Below are 22135 nucleotides of genomic sequence, written 5' to 3'. Positions count from 1 at the left end.
GGCGTGCGCAACACTGAGCTGATCTCATCAGCTCCCCGGAGTTGGCATGCGCCTCCTGTCCCGTATCATCGCGATGGCTGCTTTTTGCAGTCTGCCGCTGGCCGTTCTGGCCGATACTTCCGTTCTCTCGTTTTCGCCGACCGGCACCGTCAAGGATGTGCGCCAGGTGGCGGCACGTTTCAGCGCGCAGATGGTGCCGCTGGGCGATATGCGCCTGGGCGATCCGTTCAATGTCGATTGTCCGGAGCTGGGCAAGGGGCGCTGGATCGACGGACAGAACTGGAGCTACGATTTTGCGCGCGACCTGCCAGCCGGCGTGGCCTGCCGCTTTACGCTGAAGGACGATGTCAAGGACATTGACGGCAAACCGCTCGGCGGCCAGCGTCAGTTCTCATTTGATACCGGCGGCCCGGCCATCGTTGAAGCGGCGCCGCGCGAGGGTTCCAGTTATATCGACGAGCAGCAGATCTTTGTGCTGGGCCTGGATGCGCCGGCAGTCGAGCAGACGATTACGTCGCACGCCTGGTGCCAGGCCGAAGGCATCAACGAGAAAATCGGCGTGCGCGTGCTGCAAGGCGCAGAACGCCAGCGCGTGCTGGAACTGCGCAAGTCTTTCACCGAGCGCTATCTGTCGCTGTACTTCAAGGCGCGTGGCGTGGTGTGGCGCGCCAAAACGCTGGTGAACAACCAGCGCCTCGATAAGCTGCCGGTCGCTGTCCTGCAGTGTCAGCGCAATCTGCCACCGGGGGCCGAGGTGTCGCTGGTGTGGGGCGCGGGCATTGCCGCCGAGAGTGGCATCGTCACCACGCAGGCGCAAACGCTGGCGTTCAGGACCCGGCCTGATTTCAGCGCGCGCTTTAGCTGCAGGCGACAGTCAGCCGATGCCGGCTGCGTGCCGTTCATGCCGATGCGCGTGCAGTTCACCGCGCCGATTAAACGCGCCGACGCGCTGGCCGTGAAAATCGTCGGCCCGCGCGGCCAGGTGTACAAGCCTGCTCTGGAGAAGGATGAGGGCAAGAGCGAATACCTGGAATGGCTGAGCTTCAACGGACCATTCCCCGAACAGGCCAAGCTGACGCTGTCGCTGCCGGCGAATCTGAAAGATGATGCCGGCCGCGCGCTGGTCAATCAAACGCGCTTCCCGATGGTGATCCGCACCGATGCGCAGCCGCCGCTGGTCAAGTTCCCGGCGCGCTTCGGCATCATCGAGGCCAAGGGCGACAAGCTGTTGCCAGTCACCGTGCGCAATGTGGAGGCCAGTGTGCGCGGCGCCAAGGTCGACGGCGGCGCGCTGCGCGTCAACGACGCCGCATCCTCCAGCGAGCAGCAGGACCAGCAGGTGATCGGGTGGCTCAAGCGCATGGGGTCCAGCTATAGCTGGCAGCCACGCGAGTTGCACGCGTCTGCGATGGACAAGCCGCTGCTGGGCGGCGGCGCCAGCAGCGGCAAGGTTGAACGCTTCTCGCTGCCCAAGCCGGGCGGCGCCAAGGCGTTCGAGGTGGTCGGCATCCCGCTGCGCAAGCCGGGCTTTTATGTGGTGGAGCTGGCGAGTCCGAAGCTGGGCGCCGCGCTGGCGCTGGAAGGCGGCCCGGCCTATGTCAGCGCGGCGGCGCTGGTGACGAATATGGTGGCGCACTTCAAGCGCGGCGAAGAGTCGTCGCTGGTGTGGGTGACCTCGCTCGACAAGGGGCAGCCGGTGCCGCAGGCCCAGGTCGCGGTGCGCGATTATCGCGGCAAGCTGCTGTGGCAGGGCATGACCGACAGCGGCGGCCTGGCGCACATCCGCAAGGAGCTGCCGCGTAACCCGGAGGACCGTTATTTCATCAGCGCGCGCCTGGGCGCCGATATGACCTTTACCTTGTCCGACTGGGATCACGGTATCGAGACCTGGCGCTTCAACCTGCCGAGCGCTTACGACAGCCCCCGCAACATCATCGCCACCACGGTGTTCGATCGCACGCTGCTGCGCGCTGGCGAAACGGTGCATATGAAGCACTTCCTGCGCCGCCACGTCGAGCAGGGCATCGTCCGCGCCCCCAAGGAGCAAGGCGACAAGCTGACTATCCTGCATGAGGGCAGTGAGCAACGATATGAGCTGCCGCTGAAGTGGCAGGCCAACGGCTCCGCAGAAAGCACCTGGACCATTCCAGCCGACGCGAAACAGGGCTGGTATGCGCTGATGCTGAGCGGACGTTCCGCAGGACGCTTCCGCGTCGAGCAATTCCGCGTGCCGACCATGAAGGCGGTGCTGCAAGGGCCGAAGGCGCCGGCGGTGCAGGCATCGTCGGTGCAGCTGGATGCGCAGCTCAGTTATCTGTCCGGCGGCGGCGCAGCCGACGCGCCGGTGCAGTTGCGCACTGTGGTGCAGGAGAAGAGCGTCAGCTTCGAGGATTACGCGGACTTCAGCTTCAGCGCCGGCGATGTCATGGTCGGCGCCGAGCGCAATCGTCCGGTGTTTGATGATGACGAGGGCGAGTTCGAAAGCGAGGGAGATGCCTCCGGCGGTCCGGCCAACATCAAGACCCGCAATCTGACGCTGGACAAAGCCGGTGGCGCGCGCGTCACGCTCGATCAGCTGCCCGCAGCACAAACGCCGCAGGAAGTGCTGGCCGAGATGACCTTCCAGGATGCCAATGGCGAAACGCTGTCCGCCGCGACGCGCATTCCGTTGTGGCCGTCCAGCTATGTGATCGGGATTCAGCCGGACGGCTGGGTGATGAGCAAAGACGCGCTCAAGTTCACGGTCGCAGTGCTGGACTTGCAGGGCAAGCCGGTGGCCGATGCGCCGGTGGCGGTGGACTTCTTCCAGCGCCAGTCCTATTCGCATCGCCGCCGCTTGATCGGCGGCTTCTACGCCTACGAGAACAGTAGCGAGATCAAGGCGCTGGGCGCGGCCTGCGAGGGCAGGACGGATCAGCGCGGCCTGTTGATCTGCAAGGTGAAAGCACCGGCGTCGGGTACTCTGATTTTGCGCGCGAAGACTCAGGATGCACAGCAGCGCGTCGCTGTCACCAAGCGCGAAACCTGGGTGGCCAACGGCACCGATTGGTGGTTTGCCGCCAGCGATAACGACCGTATCGATCTGCTGCCGGAGAAAAAGCGCTACGAGCCGGGCGATTCCGCCAGCTTCCAGGTGCGCATGCCGTTCCGCGAAGCGACTGCGCTGGTCACCGTGGAGCGTGAAGGCGTGATCGACACCTATGTGCGTCCCTTGAGCGGCAGCGAGCCGGTATTCAGCATCCCGATCAAAAAGAACTATGCGCCGAATGTCTACGTGTCGGCGCTGGTGGTGCGCGGCCGTGTGGATAGCGTGCAGCCGACCGCGCTGGTCGATCTGGGTAAGCCGGCCTATAAGCTTGGCATCGCGCCGGTACGCGTGGGCTGGTCGGCGAATGAGCTGAAGGTGCGGGTATCCGCCGACAAGCCGGTGTACAAGGTGCGCGACAAGGCCACGGTGGCGGTGAAAGTGTCGCGTCCCGACGGTTCGGCGCCGCCGGCAGGCGCGGAAGTGGCGCTGGCCGCTGTCGATGTCGGCCTGCTGGAACTGATGCCCAACACCAGCTGGGATCTGCTGGAGGCGATGATGGCGCAGCGCAGCCTGCAAGTGAATACGTCCACCGCGCAGATGCAGGTGGTCGGCAAGCGTCACTTCGGCCGCAAGGCAGTACCGGCCGGCGGTGGTGGTGGCAAGGGCGCGGGCCGGGAGCTGTTCGATACGCTGCTGTTCTGGAAGGCGCGCGTGACGCTGGACGCCAACGGCGAGGCCACGGTGCAGGTGCCGCTCAACGATACGCTGACGGCGTTCCGCATTGTCGCTATCGCCAGTGCGGACGCGGATTTGTTCGGCACCGGCCGTGCCGATATCCGCACCTCGCAGGACTTGATTTTGCTGAGCGGCCTGCCGTCGCTGGTGCGCGAAGGTGATCGCCTGCGCGCCAACTTCACGCTGCGCAATACCACTGAGGCTGCGGTCAAGGCCACGCTGAGCGCCAATGCCGGCGGCATGGCGTTGTCGCCGCAGACCGTGTCGCTGGAGCCTGGCCAGGCGCGCGAAGTTGGCTGGGATGTGCAGGTGCCGGCGTCGGTCAGCACGCTGGCGTGGGATGTCAGCGCGGCGGTGGAGGGCGGCGCGGCATCCACCGACCGTATCAAGATCACGCAGAAGGTGGCGCCGGCCGTGCCGGTGACGGTGATGCAGGCGACGCTGCTGCAACTGGACGGCAAACAATCCATGCAGGTGCGCCAGCCGGAGGACGCGCTGCCGGGACGCGGCGGCGTGCAGGTGCAGTTCAGCCCCAATCTGGGCGGCGACCTGCCGGGTGTGCGCGAATACATGCTGAAGTATCCCTACACCTGCTTCGAGCAAATCACCTCGCGTTCGATCGCGCTGCATGACGAGGCCTTATGGAGGTCGGTGCTGGACAAGCTGCCTGCGCATCTCGACAGCGATGGCCTGCTGAAGTACTTCCCGCCGATGTACCTCGGCAGCGATACGCTGACAGCGTATGTGCTGTCGGCCGCCGCCGAAGCGGGCTACGCGATTCCGCCAAATCTGAAAGGCCGCATGGAATCCGCGCTGCTGGACTTCGTGCGCGGGAAGATTACGCGCTACTCGGCCTTGCCGACTTCCGATCTGGCGGTGCGCAAGGTGGCGGCGCTGGCAGCCTTGTCGCATTCGCGGCCGGCCGAGGCGGATGACCTGGCGTCATTCACCGTGCAGCCGAACCTGTGGCCGACATCCGCCGTCATCGACTGGTATCAGATCCTGCAACACTCGCCGGCCCTGCCGCAGCAGGCGGCACGCTTGAAAGAGGTGGAGCAGATCCTGCGCGCACGCCTCAACCTGCAAGGCACGACGATGACTTTTTCCACCGAGCGTAGCGATGACTGGTGGTGGCTGATGTCCTCCGCCGACAGCAACGCCAACCGCTTGCTGCTGCTGATGGCCGATAATCCGGCCTGGAAGAGCGATATCGGCCGGCTGGCGCGCGGCGCGCTGGGGCGACAGCAGAAAGGCCGTTGGGGCACTACCGTTGCCAATGCCTGGGGCGTGCTGGCGATCGACAAGTTCTCGCGCCTGTTTGAAAGCGAGAAGGTCAGCGGCAGCTCTGCGGCCACGCTCGGCAACGCCAGCAAGAGCGTCGCCTTTGGCGGCCAGCCGCCGGGCGGCACGGCGCTGTTGCCGTGGCCGCGCGGCGCCGGCCAGCTGGAGCTGGAGCACAAGGGCGCAGGCAAGCCATGGGCCACGGTGCAGACTTTGTCGGCCGTGCCGCTGAAGGCACCGCTATCCAGCGGCTACAAGATCGTCAAGACCATCACGCCGGTGGAGCAGAAAGCCAAGGGCGCCTGGTCGCGTGGCGATGTGTATCGCGTCAAGCTGGAGCTGGAGGCGCAGTCGGATATGACGTGGGTGGTGGTGGATGATCCGATTCCCGCCAGCGCCACGGTGCTGGGCTCCGGCCTGGGCGGCGATACGCAGATCATGACGGCCGGTGAGCGCAGCAGCGGCTGGACCTATCCGGCCTTCCAGGAGCGCACCTTTGAAGGCTATCGCGCGTATTACGAGTTTGTGCCGAAAGGGAAGTGGAGCGTCGAGTACACCGTGCGCCTGAATAATCCGGGCCAGTTCCAGTTGCCGCCGACGCGAGTCGAGGCGATGTATAGCCCCGAGATGTTCGGCGTTGCGCCGAATGCCGAGGTGACTGTCAAATGAAGTCGGCGATTGTCTTGTTGCTGGCGCTGGCAGGTGTGGCGCATGCCGCGCCGAGCTTCGAGCAGGTAAGGGCGGCCTACCGCCCGTCCGATGCACAATTGCTGGATCGGCATGGCGAAGCGATTCAGTCGCTGCGCATCGATATGACGGTGCGCCGTTTACCGTGGGTGGCACTGAACGATATCTCGCCGGCGCTGCCTGCTGCGGTATTGCAAGCCGAAGACCGCCGTTTCTATCAGCACGATGGCGTGGACTGGAGCGCGGCGGCCCAGGCGGCCTGGGACAATCTGTTCCGCACGCGGCCGCGCGGCGCTTCGACCATCACCATGCAGCTTGCCGCGCTGCTCGACCCCGCCCTGCAACCCGGCGCCACTGGCCGCAGTCTGGGGCAAAAGTGGGATCAGGTAAAAGCTGCGCGTGAACTGGATGCACACTGGACCAAGCAGCAGATCATGGAGGCCTACCTGAATATGGTGTCCTACCGTGGCGAGCTGCAAGGCGTTAGTGCGGCAGCGCGCGGCATGTTCGGCAAAGCGCCGTCCGGGCTGGATATGAGCGAGTCGGTGATACTCGCCAGCCTGCTGCGCGGGCCGTCGGCGGGGCAGAAGGTGGTGGCGCAGCGCGCCTGTGCGCTTGCGCACGAGCTGCACCTGCCGTCAACGTGCAGCGAGATCCAGTTGCGCATTATCGTGGCAATGAGCCGGCCGCAACTGGCGGCCTATCTGCCGCCCGCGCCGCAGGTGGCGCAGCAGCTGTTGACGCGCAGCGGACAGGCCTTGCGCAGTACGCTGGATGCGGGCTTGCAGCGTCATGCGCAAAGCGTATTGCGCCAGCAGCTGGCGGCGCTGTCCGGGCGCAATGTGAACGATGGCGCGGTGATTGTGCTGGATAACGCCAGCGGCGAGATTCTCGCGTATGTCGGTAATGCGGGCGGCGGCGAGGTGGATGGCGTGGCCGCCCTGCGCCAGGCTGGGTCAACCCTCAAGCCTTTCCTGTACGAGCTGGCGCTGGAGCGCAAGCAGATCACGGCGGCATCGCTGATGGATGATACGGCGATCGATATTTCCACGCCGTCGGGGATGTACATTCCGCAGAACTACGACAAGAATTTCAAGGGCTACGTCAGCGCGCGCACCAGCCTGGCCAGTTCGCTCAACGTGCCGGCGGTGCGTACGCTGGTGATGACGGGCATGGAGCGTTTTCACGAACGCTTGCATGAGGTGGGCTTGAGCAGTTTGACGCAGCCGGCCGAATACTATGGTTATTCGCTGGCGCTCGGCTCGGCCGAAGTGTCGCTGCTGGAGCTGAGCAATGCCTACCGCGCGCTGGCCAACGGCGGCATGTATGACGCGCCGACCCTGGTGCCGCGCGCTGCATCCACGCCGCGCCGCGTGATGGATGCGAAGGCCAGCTTCATCATCAGCGACATCCTGGCTGACCGGGCGGCGCGCAGCATCACCTTCGGCCTGAAAAATGAGCTGGCCACCACTTTCTGGAGCGCGGTCAAGACCGGCACCAGCAAGGACATGCGCGACAACTGGTGCGTGGGATATTCCGACCGGTACACGGTTGGCGTCTGGGTCGGTAACTTTGATGGGCAGTCGATGTGGGATGTCTCCGGCGTCAGCGGCGCGGCGCCGGTTTGGCGCGATGTCATGGATTACCTGCATCGCGGCCAGATCAGCCGCGCGCCCAAGCCGCCGGCCGGCGTGGTTCGCCAGCAGATCGTGTATGAGCCGGCCCTGGAGCAGGCACGCAGCGAATGGTTCATCGCAGGCACGCAAAGCCCGGTGATCGCTCTGTTGCAAGACCAGCACCGCGTGCCGAAAATCCTCTATCCGGGCGAATCCAGCATCATCGCGCTCGATCCCGATATCCCAGACGCCATCCAGCGCGTGTTCTTCCAGGCGCAGGCCGGGCAGGGCCTGCGCTGGCAGCTCGACGGCGAGCCGCTCGGCCAGGCCAACGCCGACTACGCCTGGCGCCCAACCCCCGGCCCGCACCAGCTGGCTCTGATCGACGTCAACGCCAATGCAGTTGCCCGCGCCAGCTTTCAGGTGCGCGGGGCTGGCGCGCAATAAAAAAGCCGGCGCGAGGCCGGCTTTTTGGGGAAACTGCTACCGCTTAGTCGCGGTCGCCACCGAAGATGCCCAGCAGGGACAGCAGGTGGGTGAAGATGTTGTACACGTCCAGGTACAGGCTCAGCGTGGCGCGGATGTAGTTGGTCTCGCCGCCGTTGATGATTTGCTGCACGTCGTACAGGATGTAGGCCGAGAAGATACCAATTGCCACCACCGAGATCACGATCGCCAGCGCCGGGATGTGCAGGAAGATGTTGGCGATCGACGCCAGCATCAGGATGATCACGCCGGCGAACAGCCAGGTGCCCATGCCCGAGAAATCACGCTTCGACACCGTGGCCACCGACGCCAGCACCGCGAACACCGCCGCCGTGCCGCCGAACGCGGCCATGATCAGGAAGCCGCCATTGGCGAAGCCGAGTATCCGCGACAGCAGCGGCGTCAGCATCAGGCCCATGAAGAAGGTGAAGCCCAGCAGCAGGGCCACGCCCAGACCGGAATCCTTGTTCTTCTCAATGGCCCAGATGAAACCAAAAGCCACCGCCAGGAACAGCAGCGCCATCATCCCGCCGCCCAGCGGCAGGTGCAGGGACACGCCAATGGCTGCGCCGAGGACGGTCGGAACCATCGACAGGGCCAGCAGCCAGTAAGTGTTGCGCAGCACGCGGTGCTGCACGGCTTGGCGGCTACCCGCCAGGTCGTAAGTTTTTTGCATGTTAATCATATTGCCTCCAGTAAAGGATTTCGGGTACTACTTTGGTAGAAGCATAGCATGTCAGGGTAAAAATACGTAAAAACATGCTAGAAAAGCACTTAATTCCGGCTTAAACCGGGTTAATGTCAGCGTTAAAAGCCGTGTTGCAGGCTTATATACCCGCTATGCTTCGGAATATAGGGCGTTCTATGGTAAAATCAAAGGTTGATTGGATTATCAATTTCGTTTTAAACCTTTCTTTTTATTGGAGTTTTTCAAATGGCAATCGAACGCACCCTGTCGATCATCAAACCAGACGCAGTTGCAAAAAACGTGATCGGCAAAATCTACACCCGCTTCGAAGAAGCTGGCCTGAAGATCGTTGCCGCGCAAATGAAGCAACTGACCCGCGAAGAAGCTGAAGGCTTCTACGCTGCGCACAAAGAGCGCGGTTTCTTCAAAGACCTGGTGGACTTCATGGTTTCGGGCCCAGTCATGATCCAAGCGCTGGAAGGCGAAAACGCCGTCCTGAAAAACCGCGAACTGATGGGCGCCACCGATCCTAAGAAAGCCGACAAAGGCACCATCCGTGCTGACTTCGCTGACTCGATCGACGCCAACGCAGTTCACGGCTCGGACGCTGTGGAAGCCGCTGCTGTTGAAATCGCTTACTTCTTCGGTAAGTAATTTGTAAGGATTCCGTTTCCGCACTGCGGTGCGGAAACGGGATAAATGATAAGTACTGATTTGAACCAGAATATGAACGCTCCTCTGACCAACCTGCTGGACTTCGATCCCGCGCAGCTCATCGCGTATTGCGCCGAGTTGGGAGAGAAGCCGTTCCGCGCCAAGCAACTGCAGCGCTGGATCCATCAATTCGGCGCGTCGGATTTCGACGCCATGACGGACCTGGCCAAGTCGCTGCGCGACAAACTGAAAACCCGCGCCTTCGTGGCGGCGCCGGCCATCATCAGCGACCATACCTCCACCGACGGCACCCGCAAATGGCTGGTCGACGTCGGCAATGGCAACGCGGTCGAAACCGTGTTCATTCCGGAAGAAAACCGCGGCACGCTGTGCATTTCGACCCAGGCCGGCTGCGCCGTCAACTGCCGCTTCTGCTCGACCGGCAAGCAAGGCTTCAGCCGCAATCTGAGTGTCGGTGAAATCATCGGCCAGCTGTGGATGGCGGAATTCGAACTGCGCCGCACCAAGGGTGTCGAGATGGGCCCCAAAGGCGAGCGCCAGATCACCAACGTGGTGATGATGGGCATGGGCGAGCCGCTGCTGAACTTCGAGCCGACCGCCACCGCGCTGAAGCTGATGCTGGACGATAACGCCTACGGCCTGTCGCGCCGCCGCGTGACCTTGTCCACCTCGGGCGTGGTGCCGATGATCGACAAGCTGTCGCAGGAAGTGCCGGTGGCGCTGGCGGTCTCGCTGCACGCTTCTAACGACGAGCTGCGCAACGGCCTGATCCCGCTCAACAAGAAATATCCGCTGAAGGAGCTGATGGCGGCCTGCAAGCGCTATCTGGAATTCGCGCCGCGCGACTTCATCACCTTCGAGTACTGCATGCTGGACGGCGTCAACGACAGCGACGAGCACGCGCGCGAACTGATCGCGCTGGTGACCGACCGCGAATTCGGCGTCAACTGCAAATTCAACCTGATTCCGTTTAACCCGTTTCCGGAGTCGGGTCTGCTGCGCTCGAAGAACCCGCGCATCAAAGCGTTTGCGCAAATCCTGGTGGATGCCGGCATTGTCACCACCATCCGCAAAACCCGTGGCGACGATATCGATGCTGCCTGCGGCCAGCTCGCCGGCGAAGTGCAGGACCGCACCAAGGTCCAGCAGCGCATGGAAAAGATGGCCGAGTACCAGCAAAAGTTTGGCGCCAATTTCGGCAAGATCGTGGAGATCCATTCCTGATGACCTTATTGGCGCAGCGTAGCCGGCTTACTCTCGTCGCCCTGTGCGCGGCGGGGATGCTGGCCGGTTGCGCCTCGCAGGGAGCAGGGCAGAGCGGCAAGGCGGAACTGGCGACGGCGTCGGACCAGACCGCAGCGCAGCGTAAGGTGGACATCCGCATGCAGCTGGCGATCGGCTACTTCCAGCAGGGCCAGTACGCGGTGGCGCTGGATGAAGTCAAGCTGGCGCTGGCGGCCGATGCCAACCATGCGGACGCCTACGGCATGCGCGGCCTGATCTACCAGCAGATGGGGGAGACCGCGCTGGCCGAAGACAACTTCGTCCGCGCGCGCAAGCTGGCGCCGAGCAGCCCGGAGCTGGCGAATAACTACGGTTCCTTCCTGTGCCAGCTTGGCCGGGTAAAGGAAGCGCTGCCGCTGTTTGATGCGGCCCTGAATAACCGTGCCTACCGTTCGCCGGCCAGCGCCGCGAACAATGCCGGTTCTTGCGCATTGAAGATCAAGGATTACGCCAGCGCGGAGCGTTATCTGCTGCAAGCCTTGCAGTTGACGCCTGACCTGCCGGCCACCAATGCCAATCTGGCGCGCGTGTATATGGAAAAGGGCGATTATGTGCGCGCCAATTTCTTTATCACCCGCCTGGGCAAGGTGGCAAAGATGGAGAGCCTGACGGCCGATGTGCTGTGGCTCGCGATTAAGGTGCAGCATAAGCTGGGCGATACGGATGCGGAAGCGGGCTGGGCGACGCAATTGCGCCGTCACCACGCCGGATCGGCCGAATATGCTGCTTATCAACGTGGGGCGTTTGATGAGTGAAACAGGGATACCAATGAATTCTGAGTGGGCAGAACCGCCGAAAGAACATGGCAGCACTGGCAAGGCTACGCCCGGAGCATTACTGGCGGCCCAGCGTGAGGCGATGGGCTGGACGGCCGAGCAGATTGCAGATCAACTGAAACTGGCGGTGCGCCAGGTGAAGGCATTGGAAGCCGGCGATTATGCCGCGCTGCCCAATATGGCGGTGACGCGCGGTTTTGTGCGCGCCTATGCCAAGGTATTGAAGATGGACGCGGCGCCGCTGGTCGCGATGATTGAAGTCGAGCCGCCCACCAGCCCCGAGGTGATGGCGCCGCGCAAGGATTTATCGGGCGCATTCTCGGAGTCGCGCTTCCCGTCGATGACGGAGCGCTCGTCCGGCGCGTCCGGCTGGCTGATCGGCCTGGCGGCGGTTGTGGTGGTGGGCGGCGCGGCCGCTTACGCCTACCAGAATGGCATGATTCCGGCGTCGCTGTTTGAGCGCAAGGAAGAAGTCAAGACGGCTGAAACCACGCCGCCGATCGAGACCACGCTGGTCAAGCCGGGTGAGGAAAACGCAGCGCTGCAGCAGCCGAATGTGCCGCTGATTTCGGTACCGCCGCAAGGCGAGCAGGCCAACGCGCCAGTCGCATCGGCCGCCGTGCCGGAAACTGCACCTGCGCCTGCCCCGGCTCCGGTGGTTGCAGCAGTGTCGCCACCGGCCGCCGCGCCAGCACCAGTGCCAGCGCCGGCTGCCGCCGCACCTGCGCCGAGCGTAGCGACGCCGGCGCCTGCCGCGCCGACGCCAACCATCTCGGCAACGGCGAATGGCGTGGGCCATCAGCTGGTGCTGAAGCTGAGCGAAGATTCGTGGGTGGAAATCCGCCGCCCTGGCACGACGCCGCTGATTTCGCGTCTGGTGAAAGCCGGCAGCACCGAAACCTTTGATATCAAGGACCCGGCGCTGCTGATCATCGGCAAGCCAACCGGGGTGCAGGCAACGCTGGGCGGTTCGCCGCTGGCCTTGCCGGCCATCCCAGGCGGCACGATTTCACGCGTGAACATCAAATAAGATTAAGTAAGAACAGAGTAATCATGACGCAAACTGCTATTCCATCGGGACCAACGGATCGCCGCGCCAGCCGCCGGGTGTTGATCTCGCACGGCGAGCGTAAAATCTGGGTGGGCGGCGATGCGCCGGTGGTGGTGCAGTCGATGACCAACACTGACACCGCCAACGCGATTGAAACCGCGATCCAGATCCGCGACCTGGCGCGCGCCGGCTCGGAGCTGGTGCGCCTGACCGTGGATCGTCCGGAGGCCGCCGAGGCGGTGCCCTACATCCGCGAGCAGCTGGACAAGATGGAAGTTGACGTGCCGCTGGTCGGCGATTTCCACTACAACGGCCACACGCTGCTGAACGATTATCCGGAATGCGCCAAGGCCTTGTCCAAGTACCGCATCAATCCGGGCAACGTGGGCAAGGGCGCCAAGCGTGATTCGCAGTTTGCGCAGATGATTGAAGTGGCGGCCCGCTACGACAAGCCGGTGCGCATCGGCGTCAACTGGGGCAGCCTGGATCAGGCACTGCTGGCGCGCATCATGGACGAGAACGCCGTGCGCGCTAATCCATGGACCGCGCAGCAGGTGATGTATGAAGCGCTGATTACCTCGGCCATCGAAAACGCGCAGCGCGCCGAAGAACTGGGCCTGGGCCGCGACAAGATCATCCTGTCGTGCAAGGTCTCTGGCGTGCAGGACCTGATCGCGGTCTACCGCGAGCTAGGCAAACGCTGCGACTATCCGCTGCACCTGGGCCTGACCGAAGCAGGCATGGGCAGCAAGGGCATCGTTGCTTCGACGGCGGCGCTGTCGGTGTTGCTGCAAGAGGGTATCGGCGACACCATCCGTATTTCGCTGACACCGGAACCGGGCGGTGACCGCACCAAGGAAGTAGTGGTGGGCCAGGAGATTCTGCAAACCATGGGCCTGCGCAAATTCACGCCGATGGTGATTGCCTGCCCAGGCTGCGGCCGCACCACCTCGACCACCTTCCAGGAGCTAGCGGATAACATCCAGACCTTCCTGCGCGAGCAGATGCCGGAGTGGAAAAAAACCTATCCGGGCGTGGAGGCGATGAACGTGGCCGTGATGGGCTGCATCGTCAACGGTCCGGGCGAGTCCAAGCACGCCAACATCGGCATCAGCCTGCCGGGCACCGGCGAATCGCCGGCCGCGCCAGTGTTTGTTGACGGCGCCAAGGTGGCGACGCTGCGCGGTGAGCGCATCGTTGAGGAATTCCAGGAAATCGTACTGAATTACGTGAAGAAGAACTACAGTAAAGAATATGTCCAAATCTGAAAAAATCACTGCCGTTAAGGGCATGAACGACATCCTGCCGCAGGACTCGCACCTGTGGCAGCTGTTCGAGAACACCGCGCAATCGGTGGTGCAGAGCTATGGCTTCCAGCAGATCCGCACGCCGATCGTGGAAGATACTGCGCTGTTCAAGCGCGCGATTGGCGCGGTCACCGACATTGTCGAAAAGGAGATGTACTCCTTCGAAGATTCGATGAACGGCGACCAGCTGACGTTGCGCCCTGAAGGCACGGCCGGCGCGGTGCGCGCGGTGATCGAACACAACCTGGTTTACGAAGGTCCGAAGCGCCTGTGGTACACCGGCCCGATGTTCCGCCACGAGCGTCCGCAGCGCGGCCGCTATCGCCAGTTCTACCAGTTCGGTTGCGAAGCGGTCGGCTTCAGCGGCCCGGACGTGGACGCGGAAATGATCATCATGTGCCGCCGCCTGTGGGATGACCTGGGCCTGCCGGAAATCCGCCTGGAACTGAACTCGATCGGCGACGCCGAAGAGCGCGCGCGCCACCGCGTCGACCTGATCGCCTACCTGGAAAAGCACGAGGACATCCTCGACGCCGAAGCCAAGCGCCGCCTGCACAGCAATCCGCTGCGCATCCTGGACACCAAGAACCCGGCGATGCAGGACATGGTCAACGCCGCGCCTAAGCTGATGGACTACCTGGGCGAAGAATCGCTGGCGCACTTCAACGGCGTGCGCAAGATCCTCGACCATAACAACATCCCGTACGTGATCAACACCCGCCTGGTGCGCGGCCTGGATTACTACAACCGCACCGTGTTCGAGTGGGTCACCGACGCGCTGGGTTCGCAGGGCACGGTGTGCGCCGGCGGCCGCTACGATCCGCTGATCGCTTCGTTCGGTGGCAAGCCGACGCCTGCCGTCGGTTTCGCCATGGGCATCGAGCGCCTGCTGGAACTGATGAAGGAAGCCGGCGAGCCGGATGCGCCTAACCAGTGCGACGTGTACCTGGTACACCAGGGCGAGGCCGCGCAACTGCAAGCTTTCGTGCTGGGCGAGCGTCTGCGTGACGCTGGCCTGGACGTGATCATGCACGGCTCCACCGCAGCCGGCGCCGGCAGCTTCAAGTCGCAGATGAAGAAGGCCGACGGCAGCGGCGCTGCCTTTGCCGTCATCATCGGCGAAGACGAAGTGGCGAACCACACTGCCGCCGTCAAATCGATGCGCGCGGCCGAGGGCGAGCAGCAGCAAACCACCGTGCCGTTCGACGGCGTGGTGGACTTTGTGGTGGACCAGATCACCGACAGCGGCGATCACCACCACCATGTGCACGATGAGCACTGCAATCACTAAGCATTCCATTCAACTATAACGGCAGACGAATACCATGGCATACGATCTTGAAGAACAAGAACAACTCGCGTCCCTCAAAGCGTGGTGGGACAAGTACGGCAATCTGGTTAGCTGGGTGCTGATCGCCGCGCTGGCGGCTTACTCTGGCTGGACCTACTGGAAATACCATCAGCGCACCCAGGCTGTTGAAGCATCGGCGCTGTACGCCGAGCTGCAGGCCGCAGTCGAAGCCAAGGACAACGCCAAGGTGCTGCGCGCTGCCGGCGACATGGAAAGCAAGTATGGCAGCACCGCCTACGCGCCTATGGCCGCGCTGACCGCCGCCAAGAGCGCCTTCGACGCCAACGATCTGAAATCGGCCAAGGCCCAGCTGCAATGGGCGGCCGATCACGGCGCCGCCGAATTCAAGGCGGTTGCCAAGATCCGTCTGGCCGGCGTGCTGCTGGACGAGAAAGCCTATCCGGAAGCACTGAAGGCGCTGGAAGGCGATGTGCCTGCGCAGTTCGCCGGCGCCGCCGCCGACCGCAAGGGCGACATCCTGGCTGCGCAGAACAAGCTGGCCGAGGCGCGCAGCGCCTACGAGGCAGCTTATAACGCCACCGACAAGAGTAATCCTGGCCGTCAACTGATCCAGATGAAACTGGAAGCAATCGGCGGCACCGTGCCTGCTGAAAAAGGCGCTGCTTAATCCCGACACGTAACGATCAAGGCTTAAAAATTATGCGTATTACCGAAAAAGTAGTTGCAGCAAGCGTGTTTGCGATGTTGGCCGGTTGTTCCTTGTTCGGATCGAAAGAAAGCAAGAATCTGCCAGCGCCGCTGGTGGAGCTGAAGAACCCGTCGCTGACGCCGAAAGTGGTATGGAAATACTCGCTCGGCAAAGCCGGCAACGCCGTGTTTGCGCCTGCCTTCTTTGGCGACAGCATCTATGTGGCTGACGCCGACGGCGCCGTGGTGCGCCTGAACGCCGCCACCGGCAAGGAAATCTGGCGCGTCAAGACTGGCGTCGATCTCACCGCCGGTGTAGGCACCGACGGTGAGGTGGTGGTGGTTGGCGGCGCCAAGGGCCAGGTGCTGGCCTACGATATCAATGGCAAGCAGCTGTGGAAGGCGCAGGCGACCAGTGAAGTGCTGTCGTCGCCGGAAGCGGGCGGCGGCCTGGTGGTGGTGCGCAGCGTCGATAATATGATCGCCGGTTACGACGCCAAGACCGGCGCCAAGAAGTGGAATGTGCCGCGCACCACGCCGGCCCTGACGTTGCGCAATGCGCCGGGCATGGTGATCGATGGCCAGAGCGCCTACGTCGCCCAGCCGGGCGGCAAGCTGCTGGTGCTGAACACCGCAGCCGGCACCACCCGCTTTGAGGTGGTGGTCGGCGAACCGCGCGGCTCTACCGAGCTGGAACGCGTCACCGACATCGCCGGCACGCCGGTGGTGTTTGAAAAAGATGTGTGCGCGGTGTCCTACCAGGGCCGCGTGGCGTGCTTTGACGCCACCAACGGCGCACCGCACTGGAGCAAGGCCACGTCCTCCGACAAGGGTGTGGCGGTGGACCAGCGTTTCGTATTCGTCTCCGACGACAAAGGCGCAGTATCCGCCTACAGCCGTGAAAACGGCGCCAACGCCTGGAAGAACGACAAGTTGTCGTACCGCGTGCTGTCCACTCCCGTGTCCTATGGACGCACGGTGGCGGTGGGCGACTACCAGGGATACATCCACTTCCTGTCGCGGGAAGATGGGGCATTTATTGGTCGTGTGGCGACCGACGGCAGCGCAATCAACGCTGATCCCGTCATCGCTGGCACGAATTTGATTTTCCAAACCCAATCAGGGACTGTGACCGCTCTCGCGGTCGAATAATAAAATGAAGCCGGTAATCGCACTAGTGGGTCGACCCAATGTAGGGAAATCGACCTTGTTCAATCGTCTGACCCGCTCGCGCGATGCGCTGGTGGCGGACTTGCCTGGGTTGACGCGAGATCGTCACTATGGCGAGGGCCGTGTCGGCGAACGTCCCTTCCTCGTTATTGACACCGGCGGCTTTGAGCCGGTGGCCAAGGAAGGCATCCTCCACCAGATGGCCAAGCAGACCAAGCAGGCCGTGGCCGAAGCCGATGTCGTCATCTTCATCGTCGACGGCCGCCAGGGCTTGACCCCGCACGACAAGACCATCACCGACTTCCTGCGCAAGAGCGGCCGTCCGGTGATCCTGGTCGTCAACAAGGCGGAGGGCATGCGCTACAACGCGGTGGTGGCGGACTTCTATGAACTGGGCATGGGCGAACCGGCTGTCATTTCGTCGGCACACGGCGACGGCGTGCACGACCTGGTCGACCTGGCGCTGGACACGGCATTTGAAAAGCGTCCGGAAGATCCGGAAGAGCTGGAGCCGACCAATCGCGGTATCAAGATCGCGCTGGTGGGCCGTCCCAACGTCGGCAAGTCGACGCTGATCAACACCCTGGTCGGCGAAGAACGCGTGATCGCTTTCGATATGCCGGGCACCACCCGCGATTCGATCGAGATTCCGTTCGAGCGCGAAGGCAAGCAGTACACGCTGATCGATACCGCCGGCATCCGCCGCCGCGGCAAGGTGTTTGAAGCGATCGAGAAATTCTCGGTGGTGAAGACGCTGCAATCGATCTCGGAAGCCAATGTGGTAGTGCTGATGCTGGACGCGCAGCAGGACATTTCCGAGCAGGATGCGCACATCGCCGGCTTCGTGCTGGAGACTGGCCGCGCGCTGGTCATCGCCGTGAATAAATGGGATGGCCTGGAATCGTGGCAGCGCGATGAAATCAAGATCGATATCGACCGCAAGCTGGACTTCCTCGGCTTCGCCAAGATGCACTTTATCTCGGCGCTGAAGGCGCAGGGCATCGGTCCACTGATGAAATCGCTGGACCAGGCGTATGCGGCGGCGTTTGCTGACCTGTCGACGCCGAAGCTGACCCGCGCGCTGATCGAAGCAGTGGAAAAGCAGGAGCCGCGCCGCAAGGGTTCGATCCGTCCGAAGCTGCGCTATGCGCACCAAGGCGGCATGAATCCACCGGTCATCGTGATCCACGGCAATGCCCTGGACGCCATCGCCGATCCGTACAAGCGCTATCTGGAAAAGCATTTCCGCGAGACCTTCAATCTGGTGGGCACGCCGCTGCGCATCGAACTGCGTACCGGCAAAAACCCGTTCGCAAAAACTTCCGGAAAATAATGCGTTTTTTTGCAGGAACACCCTGCAAAAAAAACAAAAACAGGTTACAGTGGCTTAGAAGCACCACTTTAGACGTGGCGAGCGGTGTTTCAGCGAAAATAGTTTGACTTTTTTATGACTTTTCGCTGGGCCACGACCTTGAAATCAAGCGTTTCGCCTCCACTTCCAACACAACAACATAAAATGGAGCTGTTATGAGCAACAAAGGGCAACTGTTACAAGACCCATTCCTGAATGCCTTGCGCAAGGAACACGTTCCTGTTTCGATCTACCTGGTCAACGGCATCAAGCTGCAAGGCCATATCGAGTCGTTCGATCAATACGTCGTTTTGCTGCGCAACACCGTGACCCAGATGGTTTACAAACACGCCATCTCCACCGTGGTACCGGCCCGCGCCGTTAATCTCAATATTGAAAACGAAGCGGAATAAGCATTGCAGCATCGCTTCTTTTCACCTAGCCTGACCGTCGTATGCGTGCAGCTCTAGTCGGTATCGATTTCGGACAGGGCGACTTTGCCGCCAGCGTCGAGGAACTGAACCTGCTGGCTCGTTCAGCGGGCGCGGAACCAGTGACGATCATCACGGCAAAGCGTTCTTCCCCGGACGCAGCCTATTTCGTTGGCAGCGGCAAGGCCGATGAAATCGGTCAGGCCGTGCTGGCGGACCGCCTCGAAATCGTCATCTTCAATCATGCGCTATCGCCGGCGCAGCAACGCAATCTGGAAAAGCGCCTGAACATCCGGGTGCTGGACCGGACCAGCCTGATCCTCGACATCTTCGCGCAGCGCGCCAAAAGTCACGAGGGCAAGCTGCAAGTTGAGCTGGCGCAGTTGCAGCACTTGGCCACGCGCCTGATACGCGGCTGGACTCACCTTGAGCGCCAGAAGGGCGGTATCGGCTTGCGCGGTCCTGGTGAAACGCAGCTGGAGACTGACCGCCGGCTGATCGGCGAGCGCGTCAAGGCATTGCGCGCGCGCCTGGCCAAACTGCGCAAGCAGCACGAGACCCAGCGCCGTTCGCGCAATCGTACCCAGACCTTCTCGATTTCGCTGGTGGGCTATACCAATGCCGGCAAGTCAACCTTGTTCAATAGCGTGACCAAGGCTGGCGTGTATGCTGCCGACCAGTTGTTTGCCACGCTGGACACGACTTCGCGCCGTGTCTACATGGGTGAGGAAGTCGGCAACGTGGTGCTGTCCGATACGGTCGGCTTCGTGCGCGAGCTGCCGCACCAGCTGGTGGCGGCGTTCCGCGCCACGCTGGAGGAAACCATCCACGCCGATCTGCTGCTGCACGTGGTCGACGCCGCGTCGCCGGTGCGCATGGAGCAGATCGAACAGGTCAACCTGGTGCTGAAGGAAATCGGCGCCGATCATATTCCGCAGATTCTGGTGTGGAACAAGATCGATGCCGCCGACCTCCAGCCATCGGTTGAACGGGATGAGTATGATAAGATTTCCCGAGTCTTCCTCAGTGCCCGCACTGGTGAAGGACTTGATCTGCTGCGCGGCGCCATCACTGAATGGGCCAAGGATGCGCCAGGCGCGCGTCTGCAGCAGCCATATCAGGTCGATGCAGACCCAGAAGAAGAATTAGCAGTAGAGAGCAATTCCACCCACCTTGACGTTGGATCACACTAATGCGTGTCTCCTCACTTATGAAACGACTCGGCTTGAAGCTGTCGCTGAACGACCCTCGCTGGGGTAAGGACGATAAGCCGCAAGCCAATGAAAGCAAGAAGCCCGGCGAGGGCGGACCGCCCGACATGGAACAATTGTGGCGCGACTTTAATAATCGCCTCAATAATCTGTTCGGCCAGAAAAAGGGCCCGAACAACAATAACAACGGCGGCGACAATGGCGGCGGCGGTGACGGCGGCGGCAATCGCCCCGACTTCTCCGGCGGCATTCGCGCTACGGCTGGCGCGGTCGGCGCGGTGGTCGCGCTGATCTGGCTGGCCAGCGGCTCGTTCATCGTGCAAGAGGGCCAGACCGGCATCGTCTACACCTTCGGCAAAGTCAGCCATACCACCGGCTCCGGTTTCAACTGGCGCTGGCCATATCCGTTCCAGAGCAACGAGACGGTCAAGGTATCGCAGATGCGGATGGTGGAAATCGGCTACCGCGGCAATATCAAGAACAAGCAGGCGCGCGAATCGCTGATGCTGACCGATGACGAGAACATCATCGACATCCAGTTCGCCGTGCAGTTCAAGCTGAAAGATCCAGTCGCCTGGTTGATGAATAACCGCGACGAGGAAGACACCGTGCGTCAGGTCGCAGAGACCTCGATCCGCGAAATCGTCGGCAAGAACAAGATGGACTTCGTGCTGTACGAGGGCCGCGACAAGGTCGCCTTTGAAACCCAGCAGCTGATGCAGCAGATCCTCGACCGCTACGCTTCCGGCGTGCTGGTGTCGAGTGTGACGCTGCAGGCGGTGCAGCCGCCGGAGCAGGTGCAGGTGGCGTTTGACGATGCCGTGAAAGCAGGGCAGGACCGCGAGCGTCAGAAAAACGAAGGCCAGGCCTATGCCAACCAGGTTGTGCCGACCGCGCGCGGCGCAGCGTCGCGCCTGATGCAGGAGGCCGAGGGCTATCGCTCGATGGTGGTGGAGAACGCCACCGGTAACGCCTCGCGCTTCAAGCAGGTGCTGGTCGAGTATCAGAAGGCGCCGGGCGTGACCCGCGACCGCCTGTACCTGGAGACCATGCAGCAGATCTTCTCCAGTACTTCCAAAGTGATGGTGGATGCCAAGTCGGGCAGCAATCTGCTGTACCTGCCATTGGATAAGTTGATCGCCCAGGCGGCGGCTACCGATGCGCAAGCAGCGGCGGCCCGCGCCGCGCAAGCTGGCGGGGCGCCTGCCGCCAGCACCACGCTGCCGTCGGAGTTGATGCCGTCGGTGGAAGTCAGCCGCCAGCGCGATCCGCGCTCGCGTGATACGTCTCGTGACCGGGAGAGCCGTTAATGAATCGCATAGCTAGTACCGTTGTCCTGGCGTTTATCGCACTGATGTTGCTGTCGTCGACCGTGTTCGTGGTCGACCAGCGCAAATATGCGATCGTGTTCGCGCTGGGCCAGATCAAGGAAGTGATCCGCGAGCCGGGCCTGCACTTCAAATTGCCGCCGCCATTCCAGAATGTGATCTTCCTGGATAACCGCATCATGACGATTGAATCGCCGGACGCCGAGCGCTTCATCACCGCCGAGAAGATGAATATTCTGGTGGACAGCTTCGTCAAGTGGCGCATCGGCCGCAACGAGAATCAGCCTAAGCTCTATTACGTCACCTTTGGTGGCGACGAGAGCCGTGCGCGTGACCGTATGTCGCAGATCATCAAGGCGGCGCTGAACGAGGAAATCACCAAGCGCACCGTTGCGGAAGTGATTTCCGGCCAGCGTGGCAAGGTGATGGAAGGCATCCGCACCAAGGTGGTCAACGAGGCCGCGCAGATTGGCGTCGAGATCATCGACGTGCGCCTGAAGCGGGTTGAGTACGTTGAGCAGATCAATACCTCGGTGTACGAGCGTATGAAGGCTGAGCGTACCCGCGTGGCCAACGAACTGCGTTCGACCGGTTCGGCGGAATCTGAAAAGATCCGCGCCGATGCCGATCGCCAGCGTTCGGTGATCCTGGCGGAAGCCTACCGCGATGCCGAGCAGATTCGTGGCGAGGGCGATGCCAAGGCATCAGCCATCTACGCCGAGGCATTTGGCCGCAATCCTGAGTTCTACAAGTTTTACCGCAGCCTGGAGGCCTATCGCGCCACCTTCAAGAATCACGGCGACGTGATGGTGATGGATTCCAGCTCGGACTTCTTCAAGTACTTCAAAAACTCCGGCACCGGCGGCGCAGCTGCGCCAGCCAAGAAGTAACACCTGCGGGGAGCCTCTGGCTCCCCGTATCGCATCTTTTTCCCCTCGTTAGACGCATTTTCGCGTAAAATATCAGGTTCGGCCCTCCGCTTGGTGGGCCGTGGCCTGCGTGCCGCATTGTTCATTTCTTAATTAAATAGA

General features: G+C 62.2%; 16 protein-coding genes. 15 read left to right on the top strand and 1 reads right to left on the bottom strand.

Annotated features, from left to right (window positions below; genetic code table 11):
* The first annotated feature begins 46 nt into the window (after nucleotides 1-46).
* Both KW842_RS07335 and pbpC read left to right on the top strand, forming a co-directional pair.
* Nucleotides 47-5713, top strand: a complete 5667-nt coding sequence (locus KW842_RS07335; protein ID WP_218303431.1) for an alpha-2-macroglobulin — start codon at nucleotides 47-49, stop codon at nucleotides 5711-5713.
* A complete protein-coding gene (pbpC, locus tag KW842_RS07330; RefSeq protein ID WP_218303430.1) occupies nucleotides 5710-7794 on the top strand; it encodes a penicillin-binding protein 1C in 2085 nt (694 codons plus the stop codon). Before KW842_RS07335 ends, pbpC begins: the two co-directional genes overlap by 4 nt.
* A gap of 43 nt (nucleotides 7795-7837) precedes the next feature.
* On the opposite strand, the gene KW842_RS07325 is transcribed toward pbpC, so the two are convergent.
* Complete coding sequence (locus KW842_RS07325) at nucleotides 7838-8518, bottom strand: Bax inhibitor-1/YccA family protein (protein WP_218303429.1); 681 nt, start codon at nucleotides 8516-8518, stop codon at nucleotides 7838-7840.
* Between the two features lie 249 nt (nucleotides 8519-8767).
* Between KW842_RS07325 and ndk the strand changes: the two genes are divergently transcribed.
* The 13 genes from ndk to hflC all read left to right on the top strand — a co-directional run bounded on the left by ndk (nucleotide 8768) and on the right by hflC (nucleotide 21994).
* Complete coding sequence (gene ndk / locus KW842_RS07320) at nucleotides 8768-9175, top strand: nucleoside-diphosphate kinase (protein WP_161012909.1); 408 nt, start codon at nucleotides 8768-8770, stop codon at nucleotides 9173-9175.
* A gap of 72 nt (nucleotides 9176-9247) precedes the next feature.
* Complete coding sequence (gene rlmN / locus KW842_RS07315; RefSeq protein ID WP_218303428.1) at nucleotides 9248-10420, top strand: 23S rRNA (adenine(2503)-C(2))-methyltransferase RlmN; 1173 nt, start codon at nucleotides 9248-9250, stop codon at nucleotides 10418-10420.
* Nucleotides 10420-11235 carry a type IV pilus biogenesis/stability protein PilW gene (gene pilW, locus KW842_RS07310; RefSeq protein ID WP_218303427.1) on the top strand — a complete coding sequence of 272 codons (816 nt, stop codon included), beginning with the start codon at nucleotides 10420-10422 and terminating at the stop codon, nucleotides 11233-11235. Before rlmN ends, pilW begins: the two co-directional genes overlap by 1 nt.
* Before the next feature lie 13 nt (nucleotides 11236-11248).
* A complete protein-coding gene (locus KW842_RS07305) occupies nucleotides 11249-12286 on the top strand; it encodes a RodZ domain-containing protein (protein ID WP_218303426.1) in 1038 nt (345 codons plus the stop codon).
* Between the two features lie 23 nt (nucleotides 12287-12309).
* Complete coding sequence (gene ispG, locus KW842_RS07300) at nucleotides 12310-13575, top strand: flavodoxin-dependent (E)-4-hydroxy-3-methylbut-2-enyl-diphosphate synthase (protein WP_218303425.1); 1266 nt, start codon at nucleotides 12310-12312, stop codon at nucleotides 13573-13575.
* On the top strand, nucleotides 13562-14905 hold the full coding sequence (gene hisS, locus KW842_RS07295; protein WP_218303424.1) for a histidine--tRNA ligase: 1344 nt from the start codon (nucleotides 13562-13564) through the stop codon (nucleotides 14903-14905). The genes ispG and hisS overlap by 14 nt, the downstream gene beginning before the upstream one ends.
* Before the next feature lie 34 nt (nucleotides 14906-14939).
* Complete coding sequence (locus tag KW842_RS07290) at nucleotides 14940-15593, top strand: tetratricopeptide repeat protein (protein WP_218303423.1); 654 nt, start codon at nucleotides 14940-14942, stop codon at nucleotides 15591-15593.
* 32 nt (nucleotides 15594-15625) lie between these two features.
* Nucleotides 15626-16765, top strand: a complete 1140-nt coding sequence (gene bamB / locus KW842_RS07285; RefSeq protein WP_218303422.1) for an outer membrane protein assembly factor BamB — start codon at nucleotides 15626-15628, stop codon at nucleotides 16763-16765.
* A 4-nt stretch (nucleotides 16766-16769) separates the two neighbouring features.
* Nucleotides 16770-18116, top strand: coding sequence for a ribosome biogenesis GTPase Der (gene der / locus KW842_RS07280; RefSeq protein WP_218303421.1), 1347 nt, complete (start codon nucleotides 16770-16772; stop codon nucleotides 18114-18116).
* Nucleotides 18117-18310: 194 nt separating this feature from the next.
* Complete coding sequence (hfq, locus tag KW842_RS07275) at nucleotides 18311-18547, top strand: RNA chaperone Hfq (RefSeq protein ID WP_072780809.1); 237 nt, start codon at nucleotides 18311-18313, stop codon at nucleotides 18545-18547.
* 41 nt (nucleotides 18548-18588) lie between these two features.
* Complete coding sequence (gene hflX, locus KW842_RS07270) at nucleotides 18589-19758, top strand: GTPase HflX (RefSeq protein WP_218303420.1); 1170 nt, start codon at nucleotides 18589-18591, stop codon at nucleotides 19756-19758.
* Nucleotides 19759-19775: 17 nt separating this feature from the next.
* Nucleotides 19776-21086 (top strand): FtsH protease activity modulator HflK, encoded by a 1311-nt coding sequence (gene hflK / locus KW842_RS07265; protein WP_229223548.1) that lies wholly within the window; start codon nucleotides 19776-19778, stop codon nucleotides 21084-21086.
* A complete protein-coding gene (gene hflC, locus KW842_RS07260; RefSeq protein WP_218303418.1) occupies nucleotides 21086-21994 on the top strand; it encodes a protease modulator HflC in 909 nt (302 codons plus the stop codon). The genes hflK and hflC overlap by 1 nt, the downstream gene beginning before the upstream one ends.
* The last annotated feature ends 141 nt before the right edge of the window (nucleotides 21995-22135 follow it).

It is taken from the genome of Duganella sp. sic0402 (assembly GCF_019219065.1).
In the GTDB taxonomy this organism is placed as follows: Bacteria; Pseudomonadota; Gammaproteobacteria; order Burkholderiales; family Burkholderiaceae_D; genus Rugamonas.
This window is presented reverse-complemented; position numbering and strand designations above follow the sequence as displayed.